General features: G+C 67.4%; 15 protein-coding genes. 5 read left to right on the forward strand and 10 right to left on the reverse strand.

What is annotated here, in order from left to right; translation table 11 throughout:
* Positions 1 to 131: 131 nt before the first annotated feature.
* Positions 132 to 1,334, reverse strand: a complete 1,203-nt coding sequence (locus U1F38_RS10945) for an acyl-CoA dehydrogenase (RefSeq protein WP_409987098.1) — start codon at positions 1,332 to 1,334, stop codon at positions 132 to 134.
* A 107-nt stretch (positions 1,335 to 1,441) separates the two neighbouring features.
* On the opposite strand from U1F38_RS10945, the gene U1F38_RS10950 reads away from it, so the two are divergent.
* Positions 1,442 to 2,353, forward strand: a complete 912-nt coding sequence (locus U1F38_RS10950) for a LysR family transcriptional regulator (RefSeq protein WP_409987099.1) — start codon at positions 1,442 to 1,444, stop codon at positions 2,351 to 2,353.
* Positions 2,354 to 2,680: 327 nt separating this feature from the next.
* Here U1F38_RS10950 and U1F38_RS10955 read toward each other — a convergent pair whose 3' ends face one another.
* Entirely contained in the window at positions 2,681 to 4,543 is a 1,863-nt protein-coding gene (locus tag U1F38_RS10955) for a glutamine--tRNA ligase/YqeY domain fusion protein (RefSeq protein WP_409987100.1), read from the reverse strand.
* A 213-nt stretch (positions 4,544 to 4,756) separates the two neighbouring features.
* Here U1F38_RS10955 and U1F38_RS10960 point away from each other — a divergent pair, with 213 nt between their 5' ends.
* Genes U1F38_RS10960 through U1F38_RS10970 form a run of 3 tightly spaced genes read left to right on the forward strand, consistent with a single transcriptional unit; the run spans position 4,757 to position 6,917 of the window.
* A complete protein-coding gene (locus U1F38_RS10960) occupies positions 4,757 to 5,107 on the forward strand; it encodes a hypothetical protein (protein ID WP_409987101.1) in 351 nt (116 codons plus the stop codon).
* 46 nt (positions 5,108 to 5,153) lie between these two features.
* Positions 5,154 to 6,242, forward strand: coding sequence for a chorismate synthase (aroC, locus tag U1F38_RS10965; protein ID WP_409987102.1), 1,089 nt, complete (start codon positions 5,154 to 5,156; stop codon positions 6,240 to 6,242).
* A 6-nt stretch (positions 6,243 to 6,248) separates the two neighbouring features.
* Positions 6,249 to 6,917 (forward strand): sensor histidine kinase, encoded by a 669-nt coding sequence (locus U1F38_RS10970; protein ID WP_409987103.1) that lies wholly within the window; start codon positions 6,249 to 6,251, stop codon positions 6,915 to 6,917.
* Here U1F38_RS10970 and U1F38_RS10975 read toward each other — a convergent pair.
* The 6 genes from U1F38_RS10975 to U1F38_RS11000 form a co-directional block, all read right to left on the reverse strand.
* On the reverse strand, positions 6,907 to 7,497 hold the full coding sequence (locus U1F38_RS10975) for a LuxR C-terminal-related transcriptional regulator (RefSeq protein WP_409987104.1): 591 nt from the start codon (positions 7,495 to 7,497) through the stop codon (positions 6,907 to 6,909). The two genes, U1F38_RS10970 and U1F38_RS10975, sit on opposite strands and share 11 nt — an antisense overlap.
* A gap of 121 nt (positions 7,498 to 7,618) precedes the next feature.
* Positions 7,619 to 8,935 carry a tryptophan--tRNA ligase gene (locus tag U1F38_RS10980; RefSeq protein WP_409987105.1) on the reverse strand — a complete coding sequence of 439 codons (1,317 nt, stop codon included), beginning with the start codon at positions 8,933 to 8,935 and terminating at the stop codon, positions 7,619 to 7,621.
* On the reverse strand, positions 8,932 to 9,609 hold the full coding sequence (locus tag U1F38_RS10985) for a site-2 protease family protein (protein ID WP_409987244.1): 678 nt from the start codon (positions 9,607 to 9,609) through the stop codon (positions 8,932 to 8,934). The genes U1F38_RS10980 and U1F38_RS10985 overlap by 4 nt, the downstream gene beginning before the upstream one ends.
* A gap of 4 nt (positions 9,610 to 9,613) precedes the next feature.
* Complete coding sequence (locus U1F38_RS10990; RefSeq protein WP_409987106.1) at positions 9,614 to 10,237, reverse strand: L-threonylcarbamoyladenylate synthase; 624 nt, start codon at positions 10,235 to 10,237, stop codon at positions 9,614 to 9,616.
* A gap of 698 nt (positions 10,238 to 10,935) precedes the next feature.
* A complete protein-coding gene (locus tag U1F38_RS10995; protein ID WP_409985584.1) occupies positions 10,936 to 12,078 on the reverse strand; it encodes an IS110 family transposase in 1,143 nt (380 codons plus the stop codon).
* 81 nt (positions 12,079 to 12,159) lie between these two features.
* On the reverse strand, positions 12,160 to 13,035 hold the full coding sequence (locus U1F38_RS11000; protein ID WP_409987107.1) for a 3',5'-nucleoside bisphosphate phosphatase: 876 nt from the start codon (positions 13,033 to 13,035) through the stop codon (positions 12,160 to 12,162).
* Positions 13,036 to 13,274: 239 nt separating this feature from the next.
* On the opposite strand from U1F38_RS11000, the gene U1F38_RS11005 reads away from it, so the two are divergent.
* Positions 13,275 to 13,832 (forward strand): sterol desaturase family protein, encoded by a 558-nt coding sequence (locus U1F38_RS11005; protein ID WP_409987108.1) that lies wholly within the window; start codon positions 13,275 to 13,277, stop codon positions 13,830 to 13,832.
* Here the strand turns inward: U1F38_RS11005 and U1F38_RS11010 are convergent.
* Together U1F38_RS11010 and U1F38_RS11015 are read right to left on the reverse strand one after the other, a co-directional pair.
* Entirely contained in the window at positions 13,826 to 15,226 is a 1,401-nt protein-coding gene (locus U1F38_RS11010) for an amidase (protein WP_409987109.1), read from the reverse strand. The genes U1F38_RS11005 and U1F38_RS11010 overlap by 7 nt on opposite strands.
* Before the next feature lie 77 nt (positions 15,227 to 15,303).
* Entirely contained in the window at positions 15,304 to 16,794 is a 1,491-nt protein-coding gene (locus U1F38_RS11015; protein WP_409987245.1) for an ABC transporter substrate-binding protein, read from the reverse strand.
* Between the last annotated feature and the right edge of the window lie 3 nt (positions 16,795 to 16,797).

Below are 16,797 nucleotides of genomic sequence, written 5' to 3' on the forward strand. Positions count from 1 at the left end.
CCTGCGCTGCGAGTTCGCGCAAATGACTGAATCAACCGCGGGGCGCGCGAACGTCAGGTCAGACCCCGTCGCAACGCTGCCGCATGCATCGGGACCCGTCGCCCCGATGCACACACAGATCAGGGATATCGCTAGTTCGCGAACGCAGCGAGGCCCGTGATGGCGCGCCCGATGATCAGCCCATGGATGTCGTGCGTGCCCTCGTAGGTGTTGACCACCTCGAGGTTGACCAGGTGGCGCGCCACGCCGAACTCGTCGCTGATGCCGTTGCCGCCCATCATGTCGCGCGCCAGCCGGGCGATGTCCAGGCTCTTGCCGCAGCTGTTGCGCTTGATGATCGAGGTCAGCTCGACGGCCGGATTGCCCTCTTCCTTCATGCGGCCCAGACGCAGGCAAGCTTGCAGGCCCAGGGCGATTTCGGTCATCATGTCCGCCAGCTTTTTCTGAATGAGCTGGTTGGCTGCCAGAGGCCGCCCGAACTGCTTGCGATCGAGCACGTACTGGCGCGCACGGGTATAGCAGTCTTCCGCTGCGCCGAGTGCGCCCCAGGCGATGCCAAAGCGGGCGCTGTTCAGGCAAGTGAACGGACCCTTCAGGCCGCGCACTTCAGGGAAGGCGTTTTCCTCGGGGCAGAAGACTTCGTCCATGACGATTTCACCGGTGAGCGATGCCCGCAGACCCACCTTGCCGTGAATGGCCGGCGCCGACAGGCCCTTGGCACCCTTTTCCAGCACGAAGCCGCGGATGGCGCCCTCGTCGTCCTTGGCCCAGACGACGAACACGTCGGCGAACGGACTGTTGGAGATCCACATCTTGGCGCCGCTCAGGCTGTAGCCACCGGGCACCTTCCTGGCCCGCGTGATCATGCTGCCGGGGTCGGAGCCGTGGTTGGGCTCGGTCAGACCAAAGCAGCCGATCCATTCGCCCGTGGCCAGCTTGGGCAGATACTTCTGCTTTTGCGCCTCGGTGCCGAACTCGTTGATCGGCACCATGACGAGCGAGGACTGCACGCTCATCATCGAGCGATAGCCCGAATCCACGCGCTCGACTTCGCGCGCGACCAACCCGTAGCTGACATAGCCCAGACCGCTGCCGCCGTAGGCTTCGGGGATCGTCACGCCAAGCAGCCCGAGCTCGCCCATCTCGCGAAATATCGCCGGGTCGGTGTGTTCTTTGCGAAACGCCTCCTGCACGCGCGGCAGCAGCTTGTCTTGCGCATAGGCGTGCGCGGCGTCGCGGATCATGCGCTCGTCTTCGGTCAGCTGCTGCTCGAGATGCAGTGGATCCGACCAATCGAATTTTGCTTTGGTTTCAGTCTGGTTTGTCTTGCTCACGCCAATCACCTTTCTGTTTGTGTCTCCAGGACGGCCAAATACCGTGGGGAGGAATATAGGAGATGGCCTCCTATGTTAGAAATACATTTTTGTGATGACTTGATACGATGAGCCGAATCAATTTGACGCTCCACCAGCTCAAGGTGTTCATGGTGGTTGCGCAGCAAGGCGGCTTCACGTCGGCCGCCGAGGAGTTGTCGACCTCTCAACCCGGGCTGACCTCGGCCGTGCGTCAACTCGAAGAGGAATTGCAGGTGCGGTTGTTCAACCGCACGACCCGTCACGTCGAGTTGACCTCGGCTGGCTTGGAATTGCTGCCGGTGGCCGAGCGGCTCTTTGCCGAGCTCGATCTGACGGTACAGAGCCTGCGCGACCTGGGGAACGTGCGGCGAGGGCTGGTCATCGTCGCCGCGCTGCCGTCCTTGTCAGCGACGCTGATGCCGCAGGCGCTGGCGCTGTTTCGCGACCAGTATCCGGACGTCCGGGTTCAGCTTCGGGACGGCATTGCCAGCGAGATCGTCGAGATGGTTCGCGCGGGCCATGCCGACTTCGCGGTCGGCGCCCTGGGCGGTGCCCAGCACGCTCTGAAGTTCACCGTGGTGATGAAGGATCGGATGCACCTGGTGTGCCGCGCGGGACACCCGCTGTCGTCGCTGGGCGAGGTGCCGTGGCGGGCGCTGATCGACTATCCGTTCGTGGCGATGAATGCCGGCTCCAGCGTGCGCCACATCACCGACAGCGCTTTTGCCGAGCTCGGCGTGGTCAAGGTGCCGGAACAAGAGGTGTCGCAGCTGACCACCATGTTCGGGCTGGCGAAGGCGGGGCTGGCCGTGACGGCCATGCCGGCGGCCGTGATGCGCGCCTTCGACGTCGAGGGCGTGGTCAAGCTCCCGCTTGTCGATCCGGTCGTGGAGCGCGAACTGGGCTTCATCGTGCGTCGCGGCCACCTTCTTTCGCCCGCCGCCGAGGCGCTGATGAAGTCGATCAGGCAAGTATCCGAAACGGCGCTTGTTGTGTGATGGCGAACCACGCCGTGCGAACTGGCCGCTGACCGCACTGGGCCGAGCCTTGGGCACGATCGAGCCCGGCACACGGCTTTCGCGAGTGGTCGGTCTTGGCCGGCATGCGCCAAGCTGCAGAATTGGCGCGCCATGTGTCGACCGGTCGCCGGTGCCCCGGGGTCACCGCTGGCCGGTCCTCAACTCGGGTGGCCGAGGGGAGGGCGCGTCAAGGGGTCGGTCGTCGTGGCTTGGTTGCCTTGATTTCTTCGAGCTGGGCCACCTCATCCTGACCGAGCGCTGACCGAGCGGGCGGTCAGCCTGTTGAAGATGGCGTGGAAGAGCAGGTCACTTGCCCCACGAATCCTTCAAGCCCGCGATGCGGTTGAACACCAGCGGGCCTCCCGCCTGATGATCGAGCCGATCGGCGACGAAAAAGCCATGCCGCTCGAACTGAAAGCGGTCTTCGGGCTGGGCGCGGGCCAACGAGGGCTCGACGACGGCTTGCGTGACGTGCAGGCTGTTGGGGTTGAGCACGCTGAGGAAGTCGCGCCCGCCGGCGTCGGGCTGCTCTTCGGTGAACAGGCGATCCACCAGGCGCACCTCGGCGGGCAAACCATCGTGCACGCCGACCCAGGTGATGACGCCCTTGACCTTGACGCTGTCCGCGCCGGGGGTGCCGGATTTGGTGTCTTTTATGATGTTTGCCCGCACCACGCTTGCGCAACCAGCTTCGCTTTTTGCAGCGCCCAGGCATTCGATGACGTAGCCGTATTTCAGGCGCACCTTGCTTCCTGGGACGGCGTTGCCGCTGGCGTCAATGCGCGGCGGGAACAGGCGAAAGAAGCCCTTGGGCGGCGTCTCTTCGTAGTCGCTGCGCTCGATCCACACCTCGCGGCCCAGCATGAAATGGCGCTGGCCCAGCTCGGGGTGGTGCGGATGCACGGGCGCGTGGCAGGGCTCCAGGTGATCGTCGCTGCCAAACACCTCGGCCCAATTCTCGATCACCAGTTTGACCGGCTCCAGCACGGCCATGGCGCGCGGGGCGTGGGGGTCCAGCGTCTCGCGCAGGGCGGCGTCGAGCGCGGCGTAGTCGGTCCAGGCGTTGCTGGTCTTGGTGACGCCCGAGCGCTCGGCAAACAGGCGCAGGGCCTCGGGGGTGTAGCCGCGCCGGCGCAGGCCGGCCAGGGTGGGCATGCGCGGGTCGTCCCAGCCGGCGACGTGGCCTTCTTCGACCAGCTGGCGCAGCTTGCGCTTGCTGGTGATGACGTGGCCGACGTTCAGGCGCGCGAATTCGTACTGGCGCGGGGGAGGGGCCGTCAGCAGGCCGCCTTCGCACAGGCGCTCCAGCACCCAGTCGTAGAACGGGCGCTGGTCCTCGAACTCCAGCGTGCAGATGCTGTGGGTGATCTGCTCCAGCGCGTCCTCGATGGGGTGCGCGTAGGTGTACATGGGGTAGATGCACCAGGTGTCACCCGTGCGGTGGTGCGTGGCGTGGCGAATGCGGTAGATGGCCGGGTCGCGCAGGTTGATGTTGGGGCTGGCCATGTCGATCCTGGCGCGCAGCACCATCGCGCCGTCGGGGTGCTGGCCGGCGCGCATCTGCCTGAAGCGCGCCAGGTTCTCGGCCGGACTGCGGTCCCGAAACGGGCTGTTGGTGCCGGGCGTGCCGAAGTCGCCGCGCGCGGCGCGCATCTGCTCGGCAGTCTGCTCGTCGACGTAGGCGTGGCCGGCCTCGATCAGGTATTCGGCTGCGCGGTACATGAAGTCGAAGTCGTCGCTGGCGAAGTATTTGTGCGGCTGGGGCACGCCGGGTTCGCGCGGGTTGTCGGCAAAGCCGTGGCTCCAGCCCAGCCAGTGCACCATCTCGCGGATGGAATCGACGTATTCCTGCTCTTCCTTCTCGGGGTTGGTGTCGTCAAAGCGCAGGTGGCACACGCCGCCGTATTCCTGCGCCAGGCTGAAGTTCAGCCAGATGCTCTTGGCGTGGCCGATGTGCAGGTAGCCGTTGGGCTCGGGCGGAAAGCGGGTGCGGATTTTGGCCGGGTCGGGCGCGCCGGCCAGGTGGTGCGGGCCGTCACCCGGGCTGCCGCCCCAGTGGCGCTGGGCGTAGGTGCCTTTTTCCAGATCGTGCTCGATGGCCTGGCGGATGAAATGGCTGGGCTTGGTGGTGTCAATGGCCGCCGGGGCCGCAGGTTTTGGGTTCGACATGCCTGGATTTTATGTGCCGAGGCGCGCGGGCCTGGATGGACGCTTTGCCCCGGCGGCATGGACTGTGCTTGATGCTGATTGTCGACTTTGGCGTTACTCGTCGATACGGGTTTCACAATCGCGGGGTGCTCCGGATCGAGGCTTGGCGCGTTAGATGCCCACGCGGCTGCCACAATGCGGCCAGATCTCGATGGACAGGAGAGAGTGACAGAGATGAAAACCTTGCAGGGTTTGGCACTGGCCGGCACCTTGATGGTGGGCGCACTGGGTTTTGCCGGTACCGCGCAAGCGCGCGACAACGTCTACTGGTCGGTGGGCGTGGGCGCGCCGGGCGTGGCGGTGGGCGTGGGCAATGCGCCGCCGGTGGTGTATGCGCCACCACCGCCCGTCTATGTGGCGCCCCCGCCGGTGTATGTGCCGCCGCGCCCGGTGTACGTGGCGCCGCCACCGGCCTACTATGCACCGCCGGTTGTGTATCGACCCGCGCCGCGGTATTACTACGGCCCGCCGGGCCACTACAAGCACCGCAGGTGGCACCGGCATCATCACCGCGATTGGGATTGAGCGCCTGAAGCTCTGACTGCCGGGCGCTCTGGAATAATCGGGCGCCATGAGCGGCAACACCCTCGGCAACCTGTTTGCCGTCACCAATTTCGGCGAATCGCACGGGCCGGCCATCGGCTGCGTGATCGATGGCTGCCCGCCGGGCATGGCCTTGTCCGAGGCCGACATCCAGCCCGAGCTGGACCGACGCCGGCCGGGCACCAGCAAGTTCGTCACGCAAAGGCAGGAGGCCGACCAGGTCGAGATCCTGTCGGGCGTGTACGAGGGCCGCACCACGGGCACGCCGATTGCCCTGCTGATCCGCAACCAGGATCAGCGCAGCAAGGACTACGGCGACATCGCCCTGCGCTTTCGGCCCGGCCATGCCGACTACACCTACTGGCGCAAGTACGGCGTGCGCGACCCGCGCGGCGGCGGGCGCTCGTCGGCGCGCCTGACGGCGCCCACGGTGGCGGCCGGCGCGGTGGCGCGCAAGTGGTTGCGCGAAAAATATGGCACGAGCTTCCGCGGTTGCATGACCCAGGTGGGCGAGCTGGCCATCGGCTTCGAGAGCTGGGAACACGTAGCCCACAACCCGTTTTTTGCCCCCGTCGCCGACGTCTCGGCCATCGAGGACTACATGGGCGCGCTGCGCAAATCGGGCGATTCCTGCGGCGCGCGCCTGCGCGTGACGGCGCAAAACGTGCCCGTGGGCCTGGGCGAGCCGATTTACGACCGGCTGGACGCCGACATCGCCCACGCGCTGATGGGGCTCAACGCCGTCAAGGGCGTGGAAATTGGTGACGGCTTTGCGAGCGTGGTGCACAAGGGCAGCATGCACGGCGATTCTTTGCGCGCCGATCCGCGCGGCAGCTTTGCCAGCAACCACGACGGCGGCGTGCTGGGCGGCATCAGCACCGGGCAGGACCTGGAAGTGGCCATTGCCATCAAGCCGACCAGCTCGATCCTGGTGCCGCGCGCCTCCATCGACGTGACGGGCGCGCCGGTGGAGCTGATCACCAAGGGCCGGCACGACCCCTGCGTGGGCATCCGCGCCACGCCCATTGCCGAGGCGCTGCTGGCGCTGGTGGTGATGGAGCACGCGCTGCGCCAGCGCGCGCAGTGCGCCGACGTGCCGGTGCCCGACGGGTTTTGAGTGCCGGTGGCCGAGCCGACCTCGAGTGACACCGAGCTCGCCCGACGATTGGCGGGCGCTCTGCACGACCTGCGCCAGCCGCTGGAAGCGCTGGCCATCTATGCCGACCTGCTGACCCATGACCCCGCGCAGGCGGCCGACCTGGCGCCGCGGATGGCGCGCGCGGTGGCCGTGGCCCAGGGTCTGGCCCGTTCACTGCAGGACTATGCGGCGTTGCGTGCCAATGCCGCTGCACTGACGCAGCGGCCGATGCCGGTGCCGGCGCTGCTGGCCGATCTGGCCGCCGTCTATGAGCCGCTGGCACGGCAAAAGAGCCTGCGCTGGCACATGCGCGGCGTGGATGCCACGCTGCACACCAATGCGGCCATGCTGCGCCGCCTGCTGGGCAACCTGCTGGCCAACGCGATTGCCTACACGGCGCGCGGCGGCGTGCTGCTGGCGGTGCGCCGGCGTGGCACGGCGCTCGTGTTCGAGGTGTGGGACACCGGGCGCGGCATGGCGCTGCGGGATCAGGAGCGGGTGTTCGAACCCTTTGTCCGCCTGGGGGCTGCGGGCGAGGGCGCCGGCTTGGGACTGGCGGTGGTGCGGGAGCTGGCCGATCGGCTGGGCTGCAGCGTGGCGCTGCATTCCCGGCCGGGTCGCGGCAGCGTGTTTCGCGTGAGCTTCAGGGCGTGAGCAAGCCGTTCATGCGCGCGTAGTGCAGGGTCTGCGTGCGGCTCTTGACCCCCAGGCGCCGGAACAGGCGCCACAGATGCACCTTGACGGTGTGCTCGCTGATGCCCAGTCGCTCGGCGATCTCGCGGTTGGACAGGCCTTCGTCCAGCATGAGCAGAAGCTGCTTCTGGCGCTTGGACAGGCGGGTGATGTCTTCCAGCCCGCCCATCTCGCTGTCACCTTGCAGCATCAGGCGCAGGGCGTTGACGATTTCGGCGGCGCCGGCGGATTTTTCGATGTAGACGTCGGCACCGGCCTCGCGACACCATTCCTCGACGTCGCTGGCCGGCGTGGCCGAGATGACCGCCAGGGGGACGTCAGGGTATTGGCTGGCCACCAGGCGCACGCCCGACAGGCCCAGGGTGTCGGGCAGCTTCAGGTCGAGGCAAAACAGCTCCGGCGCACTGCCCTTGGCGACGGCGGGCTCCAGTTCGGACAGCTGCGACAGCTCGACCAGCTCGGTGCCCGGGCGCACACGCCGCAGCAGCATGACGATGGCCTCGCGCATCAGCGGGTGGTCGTCGATTACATAAATGGCCAATTCGTACTCCCTTGTTACGTGGGCCCGATTATTGGCGAGGCCGCAGCGTTTTTACGCAAAAATAATTAATTCATCTGCGCTGAGTGTTCGGAATCGGAACAAAGTCACACATGCTCCGAGATCAGTTTCCGGCCTGCTCGGCCCGCAGGGACTCCAGCGCGGACTGCAGTGCAGGTGCTCCAACGTCGGGCAAGGGCTGCAAATGCGCCGTCAACGCCGCCAGGGCCGCCGCGCCTTCGCTCTGCAGACGCTTGATGGCCTGGCCGGCGTCGCGCGGCGCGTCGAAACCCCGGCTTTGCAGCAGCACGGCGCCGCTGGCGTCGGTCAGCTTGAAGTAAAAGCGTCCATCGGCCTCGCGGTATTGCTTGAACGTTGGCAGGCTGGAGCGGGCGCTGCTCTTGCCGCTGGCCCATGCGGCCTGCGCCGTCAGCGCGCGCAGGCCCACGGCGTGGCGCAGCGTGCGCATGAAGGGCGTGGCCAGGGCGCGGGCCTTGCGCGCGCCGGCCTGCAGGATGGCCTCGACCTCCTCGGGGTGCGCCATCAGGTGCTCGTAGCGCGCGCGCATGGGGCCGATCTCGCGCTCGATGCGCTCGAACAGCTGCTGCTTGGCGTCGCCCCAGGCAATGCCGTCCGCAAAGGCCTGCGCGAATGCTGCCGCCTCGGCGTCGTCGGCAAAGGCGCGGTAGATGGCGTACAGGGCCGAGCCCTCGGTGTCCTTGGGCGCGCCCGGCGCGCGCGAGTCGGTGACGATGGACATGATCTGCTTGCGCATCTGCTCGCGCGGGCCGAACAGGGCAATGGTGTTGTCGTAGCTCTTGCTCATCTTGCGCCCGTCCAGGCCGGGCAGCAGGGCCACGTTGTCGTCGATCAGCGCCGCGGGCGGCGTCAGATGCTCGCCATACAGGTGGTTGAAGCTGGCGGCCATGTCGCGGGCCATCTCGATGTGCTGGATCTGGTCGCGCCCCACCGGCACCTGGTGGGCGCTGAACATCAGGATGTCGGCGCCCATCAGCACCGGGTACATGAACAGGCCGGCGGTCACGTCGGCGTCCGCGTCCTGGCCGGCCGCCGCGTTCTTGTCCAGCATGGCCTTGTAGGCATGCGCGCGGTTGAGCGCGCCCTTGCCGGTGACGCAGGTCAGCAGCCAGGTGAGCTCGGGGATCTCGGGGATGTCGGACTGGCGGTAGAAGATGACGTGCTCCGGGTCGAGCCCGGCGGCCAGCCAGCTGGCGGCGATCTCCAGCGTGCTGCGCTGAACGCGCGCCGGCTCCTGGCACTTGATGAGGGCGTGGTAGTCGGCCAGGAAGTAAAAACTCTGTACGCCCGGCTGGCGGCTGGCGCGCACCGAGGCGCGGATCGAGCCCACGTAGTTGCCCAGGTGCGGCGTGCCGCTGGTGGTGATGCCGGTGAGAACGCGGCGCGAGGCGGGTGAAGTCATGAGAGCAGCAATTTCAGCGGCGTGAGCACCGCGTCCAGAAAAGCGAAGGTGAGCTGCATCAGCGGGCGCATCCACAGGTTGCTGATGACGCCGGCGACGATGAGTGCCATGACGATGAAAAAGCCCCAGGGCTCGATGCGGCTGACGGCGATGGCCTGGCGCGCCGGCAGCAGGCCCACCAGCACGCGCCCGCCGTCCAGCGGCGGCAGCGGAAAGAGGTTGAAGACGAACATCACCACGTTGACCAGAATGCCGCCGCGGCACATGTCGATGAAAAAGCGCTCGTCCACCCCAGCGGCAACCAGCAGGTACAGCAAGATGCCCCAGCCCAGCGCCATCAGCAGGTTGGACACGGGCCCGGCCAGCGCCACCCAGATCATGTCGCGCTTGGGGTTGCGCAGCTGGCCGAAGTTGACCGGCACCGGCTTGGCGTAGCCGAAGATGAAGGCGCCGCTGGTGACCACGTACAGCACCAGCGGCATGATGATGGTGCCGACCGGGTCGATGTGCTTGAGCGGGTTGAGCGTCACGCGCCCCAGAAAGGATGCGGTGCCGTCGCCAAAATAGCGCGCCACGTAGCCATGCGCTGCCTCATGCACGGTGATGGAAAACAGCACCGGCAGGGCGTAGATGGCGATGGTCTGGATGATGTCGTTGAAGTCCACGGCGGGGATTGTGTCAGAGCCCCAGCCGCGCCGGGTCGCCGCGCCCGCGCCGCAGCACGGTCGGGGCCTCGACGCTCAGGTCCACCACGGTGGTTGCCACCCGCGGGCAGGCGCCGGCGTCGATGACGGCGGCGATGTCGTGCTCCAGCCGCTGGCGGATGGTGGCGGGCTCGTTCAGTGGGTCCTCGTCGTCCGGCAGGATCAGGGTGGTGGCCAGCAGCGGGGCGCCGTGCAGCTCGATCAGGCCTTGCAGCGCGCGATGCTCGGGCACGCGCAGGCCGATGGTCTTGCGCTGCGGGTGGCTGACGCGCCGGGGCACCTCCTTGCTGGCCTCCAGGATGAAGGTGAAGGGCCCGGGCGTGCCCAGCTTGAGCAGGCGGTATTGCGCGTTGTCCACCCGCGCGTAGCTGGCCAGCTCGCTCAGGTCGCGGCACAGCAGGGACAGCAACTGCTTGTCCTCCAGCCGGCGGATGTGGCGCAGGCGGTCGGCCGCGGCGCGATCGTCCAGCTGGCACACCAGGGCATAGCTGGAGTCGGTGGGCACGGCCAGCACATCGCCGCGCCGCAGCAGGTCAGCGGCCTGCTTGAGCAGGCGCGCCTGCGGGTTCTCGGGGTGCACGGTAAAGAGTTGGGCCATGGGGCGAGGTTAAAACTACGAAAATGATAGCTGCTGGCGCTTGATCACCAAGCGCCAAAGGCCGATTGTGCTTGAAAAATCACGCTGCGCCGGCAGCGTGCATGCGGTCGGCCAGGCCCCGTAGGTCGAGTCCGCGCAGCGAACCCGACGTGGGCGCGCCCGAGAGCCCACCGTGTGCAGCGACAACCCCCGTCGGGTTTCCGTTCCTCAACCCGACCTACGGCGAGGGCGGCGGGGCATCGATGCGGTCCGCCAGGCCTCGTAGGTCGGGTGCGCGCAGCGAACCCGACGTGGGTGCGCCGAGAGCCCACCGTGTGCAGCAACAACCTCCGTCGGGCTTTCGTTCCTCAACCCGACCTTCTATGACCTCTCCGAGGCTGTCAAGGCTTTTTGCGTTTCATCCTGGGACAGTGATCAGCAGTTGGTTCGCGTCACATCGAAGCTCTCGGTCTCTTGTACGTGGACTGAACGTCTCACCACCTTCTATCCGTTGGTTTTTGACCAACCGAATCCTGCATGCGCGTTGCGCTCAAGGTGACCTCGATTGGAGCAAACCCCATCTACTAGGGTCGGTCGCCTCGCCGGGCGACCAGGTTGGGTAACGGGCGTGCTCGACTTCCAGGCTGCGAATGCTCGACTGATCCTCTGTGTTCCTCCTTTCCTGACGACGGGCTGTTCGGGCCGTTGGTGTGCTTTTCTCAGACGCTCTTGAGCTTCGCGCCCTCGGGCATGACGCCTTGCTCGATGTAGCGCCACAGGGCAATGGCCAGCCGCCGGGCCACTGCCACGATGGCGATGCGCTTGCCCCTCTTGTTGGCCGCATTGCCTGCCGTGCGCATGGCAAACCATCGGGCAATCGCGCTCTCGCTCTGGTAGCGCAGCCACATCCAGGCCATCTCGATCAGCAGCGCCCGCACCTTGCGGTTACCCTGCTTGCTGATGCCCTGATCCACCCTTGAGGCGCCGCTGTCATAAGGTTGTGCCACCAAGCCGATACAGGAGCCCACCTGCCGTCGGTTGTGGAACTGGCGCCAGAACAGCTCGATCACCAGCCGCATCGCACCGATCCAGCCCACGCCCTTCAAGCGCGCCAGTTGCTCGATGCGCTGCTGCAGCGGTGCGGGCAGTTGGCGGCGCAGTTGCTCTTCGAGCGCGGCCAGTTGCTGCTGCGCCAGCACCAGCCGCTCGCATTCGCGCGCCAGCCGCTCACGCAGTGGCTCGGGCAACACTTGGCCGTCCCAGCATCGCAGTTTCCCGCCGTCCAAGCGCGCCTGCAAGTGTGCCTGCACATCTTCCCAGCAGCCCACTGTGCGCAGCAGCTTCCTGATGCGGTCGCGGTGCTGCACGATCTCCTTTTGCAGCTCGCCACGATCGCGTATCAGCTGGCGCTGCGCTTCGGCTTCTTGCGAGGGAATGCGCACGACATGCATGCGCTGGCGCTCTCCTCGCAGCCAGCCGAACAGGCACTCCAGCAGCGTCAGCGCATCGAGCCGGTCCGTCTTGGCTCGCCGGGCGTGGCGCGCCACCGGGATGCTGGCTGGATCCACCACGAACACCTTGATGCCCGCCGCCTGCAGGGCACGGGCGATCCAGAACGCGTCCTGGCCGGCTTCGTACACCGCATAGACCTCAGAGCCGGCCGGCAGCTGCCATTTCGCCTTGAGCTGCTCGATGCGTTGCAGCACTTGCTGCAGGCGCTCCCAAGGCGCCTTGGCCTCTGCCCCATGCAGCGCCGGCTTCTCCCGGCAGCCGTCGGAGGCGGCAATCTTCCAGCTGCCGCTGCTAAGTTCGAGAGACAACGCCAAGCCGGACGTAACATTGAATGTGTGGGTCGGTTGCATTTCGGTAGCTCCTGGTTTGGTTGGTCGAAACTCCATGCTAAGGATTACTTCGCAATCGGCCTACACCCCCAGTCATAGGATCTACGGGGACGGCGTCGATGGGGTGTGGATGCGGTCGGCCAGCACGCTCCAGACGGGCGTCAGGTCGGTGGGCAGGGGCGGCAGGCGGCCCAGGTCGATGTGGCTTTCGTTGGGGCTGTGGAAGTCGCTGCCGCGCGAGGCGACCAGATCCAGCTCGCGCGCCAGATCGGCGTAGCGCAGCGCTTCGGCGCTCGTGTGGCTGCCGGTGATGACCTCCACGCCCTGGCCGCCGTGCTGCTTGAATTCGGAGAACAGGGCGTACTCCACGGTCGGGCTGAAGTGGTAGCGCGCCGGGTGGGCCACCACGGCCACGCCGCCGGCCTGGGTGATCCAGCGCACCGCATCGCCGAGCTTGGCCCAGCGGTGCGGCACGTAGCCGGGCTTGCCCTCGATCAGGTATTTGCGAAACACCTCCTGCGTGTCGCGGCACACGCCGGCATCGACCAGAAAGCGCGCGAAGTGCGTGCGCGAGATCAGCGCCGGGTTGCCCACGTACTTGAGCGCACCTTCGTAGGCGCCGGCGATGCCCGCCTGGGCGAGCTGCTCGGCCATTTCGCGCGCCCGTGGGCCGCGCCCGTCGCGCGTGTCGGCCAGTCCCTGCACCAACTGCTGATCGCCAGGGTCAAAACCCAGTCCCACGATGTGCACCGTGGTGTCGGCAAACGTGACCGAGATTTCAACGCCGCTCAAGTAGCTCAGCCCGATGGCTCTGGCCGCCGCCAGGGCGCGCTGCTGGCCGCCCACTTCGTCGTGGTCGGTCAGCGCCCACAGATCCACGCCGCCGCGCAGCGCGCGTGTGGCCAGGTCTTCGGGGGTCAGGGTGCCGTCGGAGACGACCGAGTGGCAGTGCAGGTCGGGGTTGGCGTAGGCAGTCACACACACATTTTACGAAGCGACGGCATGCCGCGCTGGCCGATGGGCGACGAGCATCGGTCTATACTTTTTGCCAAGCACCGCAGGCTGTTTGCCGTGCCCTGATGGCGGCGACGCCCAGGTGCCCGAAAGGGGTAGCCATGATGCGCAGACCCGATTCACCGGATTCCCGCAATCGTGCCGCAGGCCTTGCTCGACAGGGGTGGGCTCCGCTTCGATGGAGCGCGCGCCAACTGGCACATTTGTCCACCACGCGCCTGAATTTGCGCCTGGGCCTGACTGCCGACAGCCTGACCGCCGCCGTGCTGATCGGAGCGGCGATCGCCGACGGCGGCCTGCGCTGGCCGTGGGCGCTGGTGACGGTGCTGCTGGGCCTTTGGGTGTTCAGCTTCATCGAATATGCCGCCCACCGCTGGCTGTTTCACGGCCGCCACACGGGCCTGTTCGCGCGCGGGCATGGCCATCACCACCTCAATCCCCTGGGCTATGACGCGCTGCCGTTCTTCCTGCCGCCGCTGTTCATGGGGGCGCTGGCGGGCGTGTTCTCGCTGGTGCTGGCGACTGACTACGCGCTGCTGCTGGCCGGCGTGGTGGCGGCCGGCTATGCGGCCTATGGCATCAGCCACGTGCTGATTCACGTGCACCGCTTCAAGAGCCCGCGGATGCAGCGCTGGGTGGCGTTTCACGAGGCGCACCACCGGCACGCCAACAAGAACTTCGGCGTGACGACGGGCCTGTGGGACGTGGTCTTGGGCACGCGCCATCGGCCGCGCCCGGAGGGGTCAGGCCCGGGTCACTGAGGCTGCGGCCAGGGGCGCTGCGGGCCGCGCAACTGCTCGAACGCGCGCGCCACGCGCATGACGCCCACATCGTCGAAGCGCGCGCCGGCAATCTGCAGGCCGATGGGCAGGCCGCTGGCCGAGTAGCCGCAGTTGATGGAGGCCGCGGGCTGCTCGCTCATGTTCCAGGGCACGGTGAAGGCGATGTGTTCGAGCGGGCGCAGCGGGTCGTTGGTGGGCGAGGGGTCTTCGGCCAGCGCCGGCAGGTTGGGAGCCACGGGCGAAATCACGCAGTCGAAGGGCGCGCTGGCGGCCACCGCAGCCACGCGCGTGGCGTGGGTTTGCGCGTAGGCCCTGAAGACGTGCGGGCCGTCGAAGGCGGCGGCGCTCTCGGCCCACCGGCGGATGAAGGGCAGCAGTTTTTCGCGCTGCGCGGGCGACAGCGCCTGCAGGTCGATGTACGAGCGCATGCGCCAGAAGTGGTCCAGCCCATCCAGCATCTCGCGGGTGAAGAAGGGGCGCATCGGCGTGATGCGGGCGCCGGCGGACTCCAGCAGCTGCGCAGCGGCCTGCACGGCGGCGGTCACCTGCGGATCGACCGGCAAGCCGCAGCCCGCATCCAGCAGCAGGCCGATGGAGAGGCCCTTGAGATGCTCGACCGGCGTGTCGGCCACGCCGGCCCAGGAGAGCTGCTGCGCGGGCAGGCTCATGCTGTCGCGCGCGTCGGGTTGGGCCAGCACCTGCAGCATGAGGGCCGCGTCGCTCACGCTGCGGGTCATGGGGCCGGCGGCGCGGCCCATGTAGGGTGGGTCGATCGGCACGCGGCCCAGGCTGGGCTTGAGCGTGAAGATGCCGCACCAGCCGGCCGGCAGGCGCAGCGAACCGCCGATGTCGGTGCCCACGTGCAGCGGGCCGTAGCCAGCGGCCGCCGCAGCGCCCGCGCCGGCGCTGCTACCGCCGGGCGTGCGCGCCAGGTCCCAGGGGTTGCGCGCCAGGCGGTGAAAACTGGACAGGCCCGAGGACAGCATGCCCCAGTCGGGCATGGTGGTCTTGCTGATGCGCACCAGGCCGGCCTCGCGCAGGCGGGCGGCGGGCGGGGCGTCCTGCGCGGCCAGGGGCGCCGTTGACGCGGCGGTGCCCGAGGGCATGGGGTCGCCGGCGGTGGCGATGTTTTCCTTCAGCGTGCCGGGCACGCCGTCGAGTGGGCCGCAGGGCACGCCGCGTTGCCAGCGTGCGGTGCTGGCGCGGGCCTGCTCCAGCGCTTGCTCGGGCCGGTAGAGGTAGGTGGCCTGCAGGCGCGGCTCCCAGCGCTCGATGTGGGCGATGACGGCTTGCGTGACCTCGAGCGGAGAGAAGGCGCGGCTGGCGTAGCCGGCAAGCAGCTCATGGGCGCTCAGTTGGTGCAGATCGGGCATGGAACGGGGTCTTCAAATGAAAAGAGCCGCTGGCGCCTGTCAATCAAGCGCCAGCAGCTCCTGCTTTTATAGTCAACTCAAGTCCAACTCAAGGCCGACAAGTCGTTGACGAAGATCGGCATGTCCTTCCACAGCCCGTGCACGCGCTTGTTGGCCACCGTCACCCATTGCGGGGTGTACAGCCAGGCCAGCGCAGCGTCCTTGGCCAGCAAGGTCTGCGCTTCGCCCAGCAGCTTGTTGCGCTCGGCTTCGTTGGCCGTGTTCTTGATGCGCGTGAACAGCTCGTTGAACTTGGGGTTGTCATAGCCCCAGTAGTAGCCGGGCGTGGCGAAATTGCCCAGGTCGAAGGGCTCGACGTGGCTGATGATGGTCAGGTCGTAGTTGTGCGCGCCGCCGTAGACGTTGGCCAGCCACTGTGCCCATTCGACGTTCTGCACCTTGCAGGTGATGCCGATCTTGGCCAGCTCGCTGACGATGACCTCGCCGCCCTGGCGCGCATACGGCGGGGGTGGCAGCACCAGCGAGAGCTCCAGCGGGGTGGTGACGCCGGCTTCCTTGAGCAGCGCCCTGGCCTTCTCGGGGTCGTAGGGGTTGATGCCGGTGGTGTCCACGTAGCCGGGTGCGCTGGGCACGTAGTGGCTGCCGATGGGCACGCCCAGGCCGTCGCCGGCGCCCTGGATGACGGCCTTGCGGTCGATGGCCATGCTGATGGCGCGGCGCACGCGCACGTCGTTCAGGGGCTTCCTGGCGTTGTTGATGGCCAGCACGGTCTTGGCGCGCGAGCCGCAGATCAGCGTCTGCAGGTGCGGGTCGCGCTTGAACTGGGCCAGGCCGCGCGGCGTGACGCGCGGAAAGGCGTCGATGTCGCCCGAGAGCACGGCGGCCACCTGCGCCGCCGGGTCGCTGATGAAGCGGAAGGTGGCGCGCTTGATCCTGATGGCGCCCGCATTGCGATAGCCCGGCCAGGCCTTGAGCGTGATGGACGAGCCCTTGGCCCAGTTGTCGAGCACGTAGGGGCCGGTGCCGGTGGGCTTGGCGTTGTTGTCCGCGGCGCTCTTGGGCTCGACGATGGCGGCGGTGGCCTGGCCCATGTAGAACAGGAAGTCGGGGTCGGGCTCCTTGTTGATGACGACCACGGTGTGCTCGTCCACGGCGCTGACGCTGTCCATGGCGGTGAAGGTGCGCTTGTCCTTGTTGGTGCTCTTTTCGCCCGTCGCGCGCTCGAAGCTGAACTTGACGGCGGCGGCGTTGAACGGCTCGCCGTTGCTGAAGGTGACGCCCTTGCGCAGGTAGAAGGTGATGGTGCGCAGGTCGGGCGAGATCTCCCAGCGCTCGGCCAGCATGGGGGTGACGCTGCCGTCGGCATTGATCTTGGTGAGCGTCTCGAAGATGTTGTCCTGCACCACCTCGGCGATGGCGGCGGCCGCGCCGGCCGTGGGGTCCAGCCCCGGCACGGGCTCCAGCGCCATGCCCAGCACGATGCTGGTCTTGCCCGACTGCGCCAGCGCGGGCAGGTGGGCTGCGGCGGCCAGGGTGGGCAGCGACAGCGCGAAATGGCGGCGTTTCATCGG

The sequence above is a fragment of the Ottowia sp. genome (genome assembly GCF_046348305.1).
Lineage (GTDB): Bacteria > Pseudomonadota > Gammaproteobacteria > Burkholderiales > Burkholderiaceae_C > Ottowia.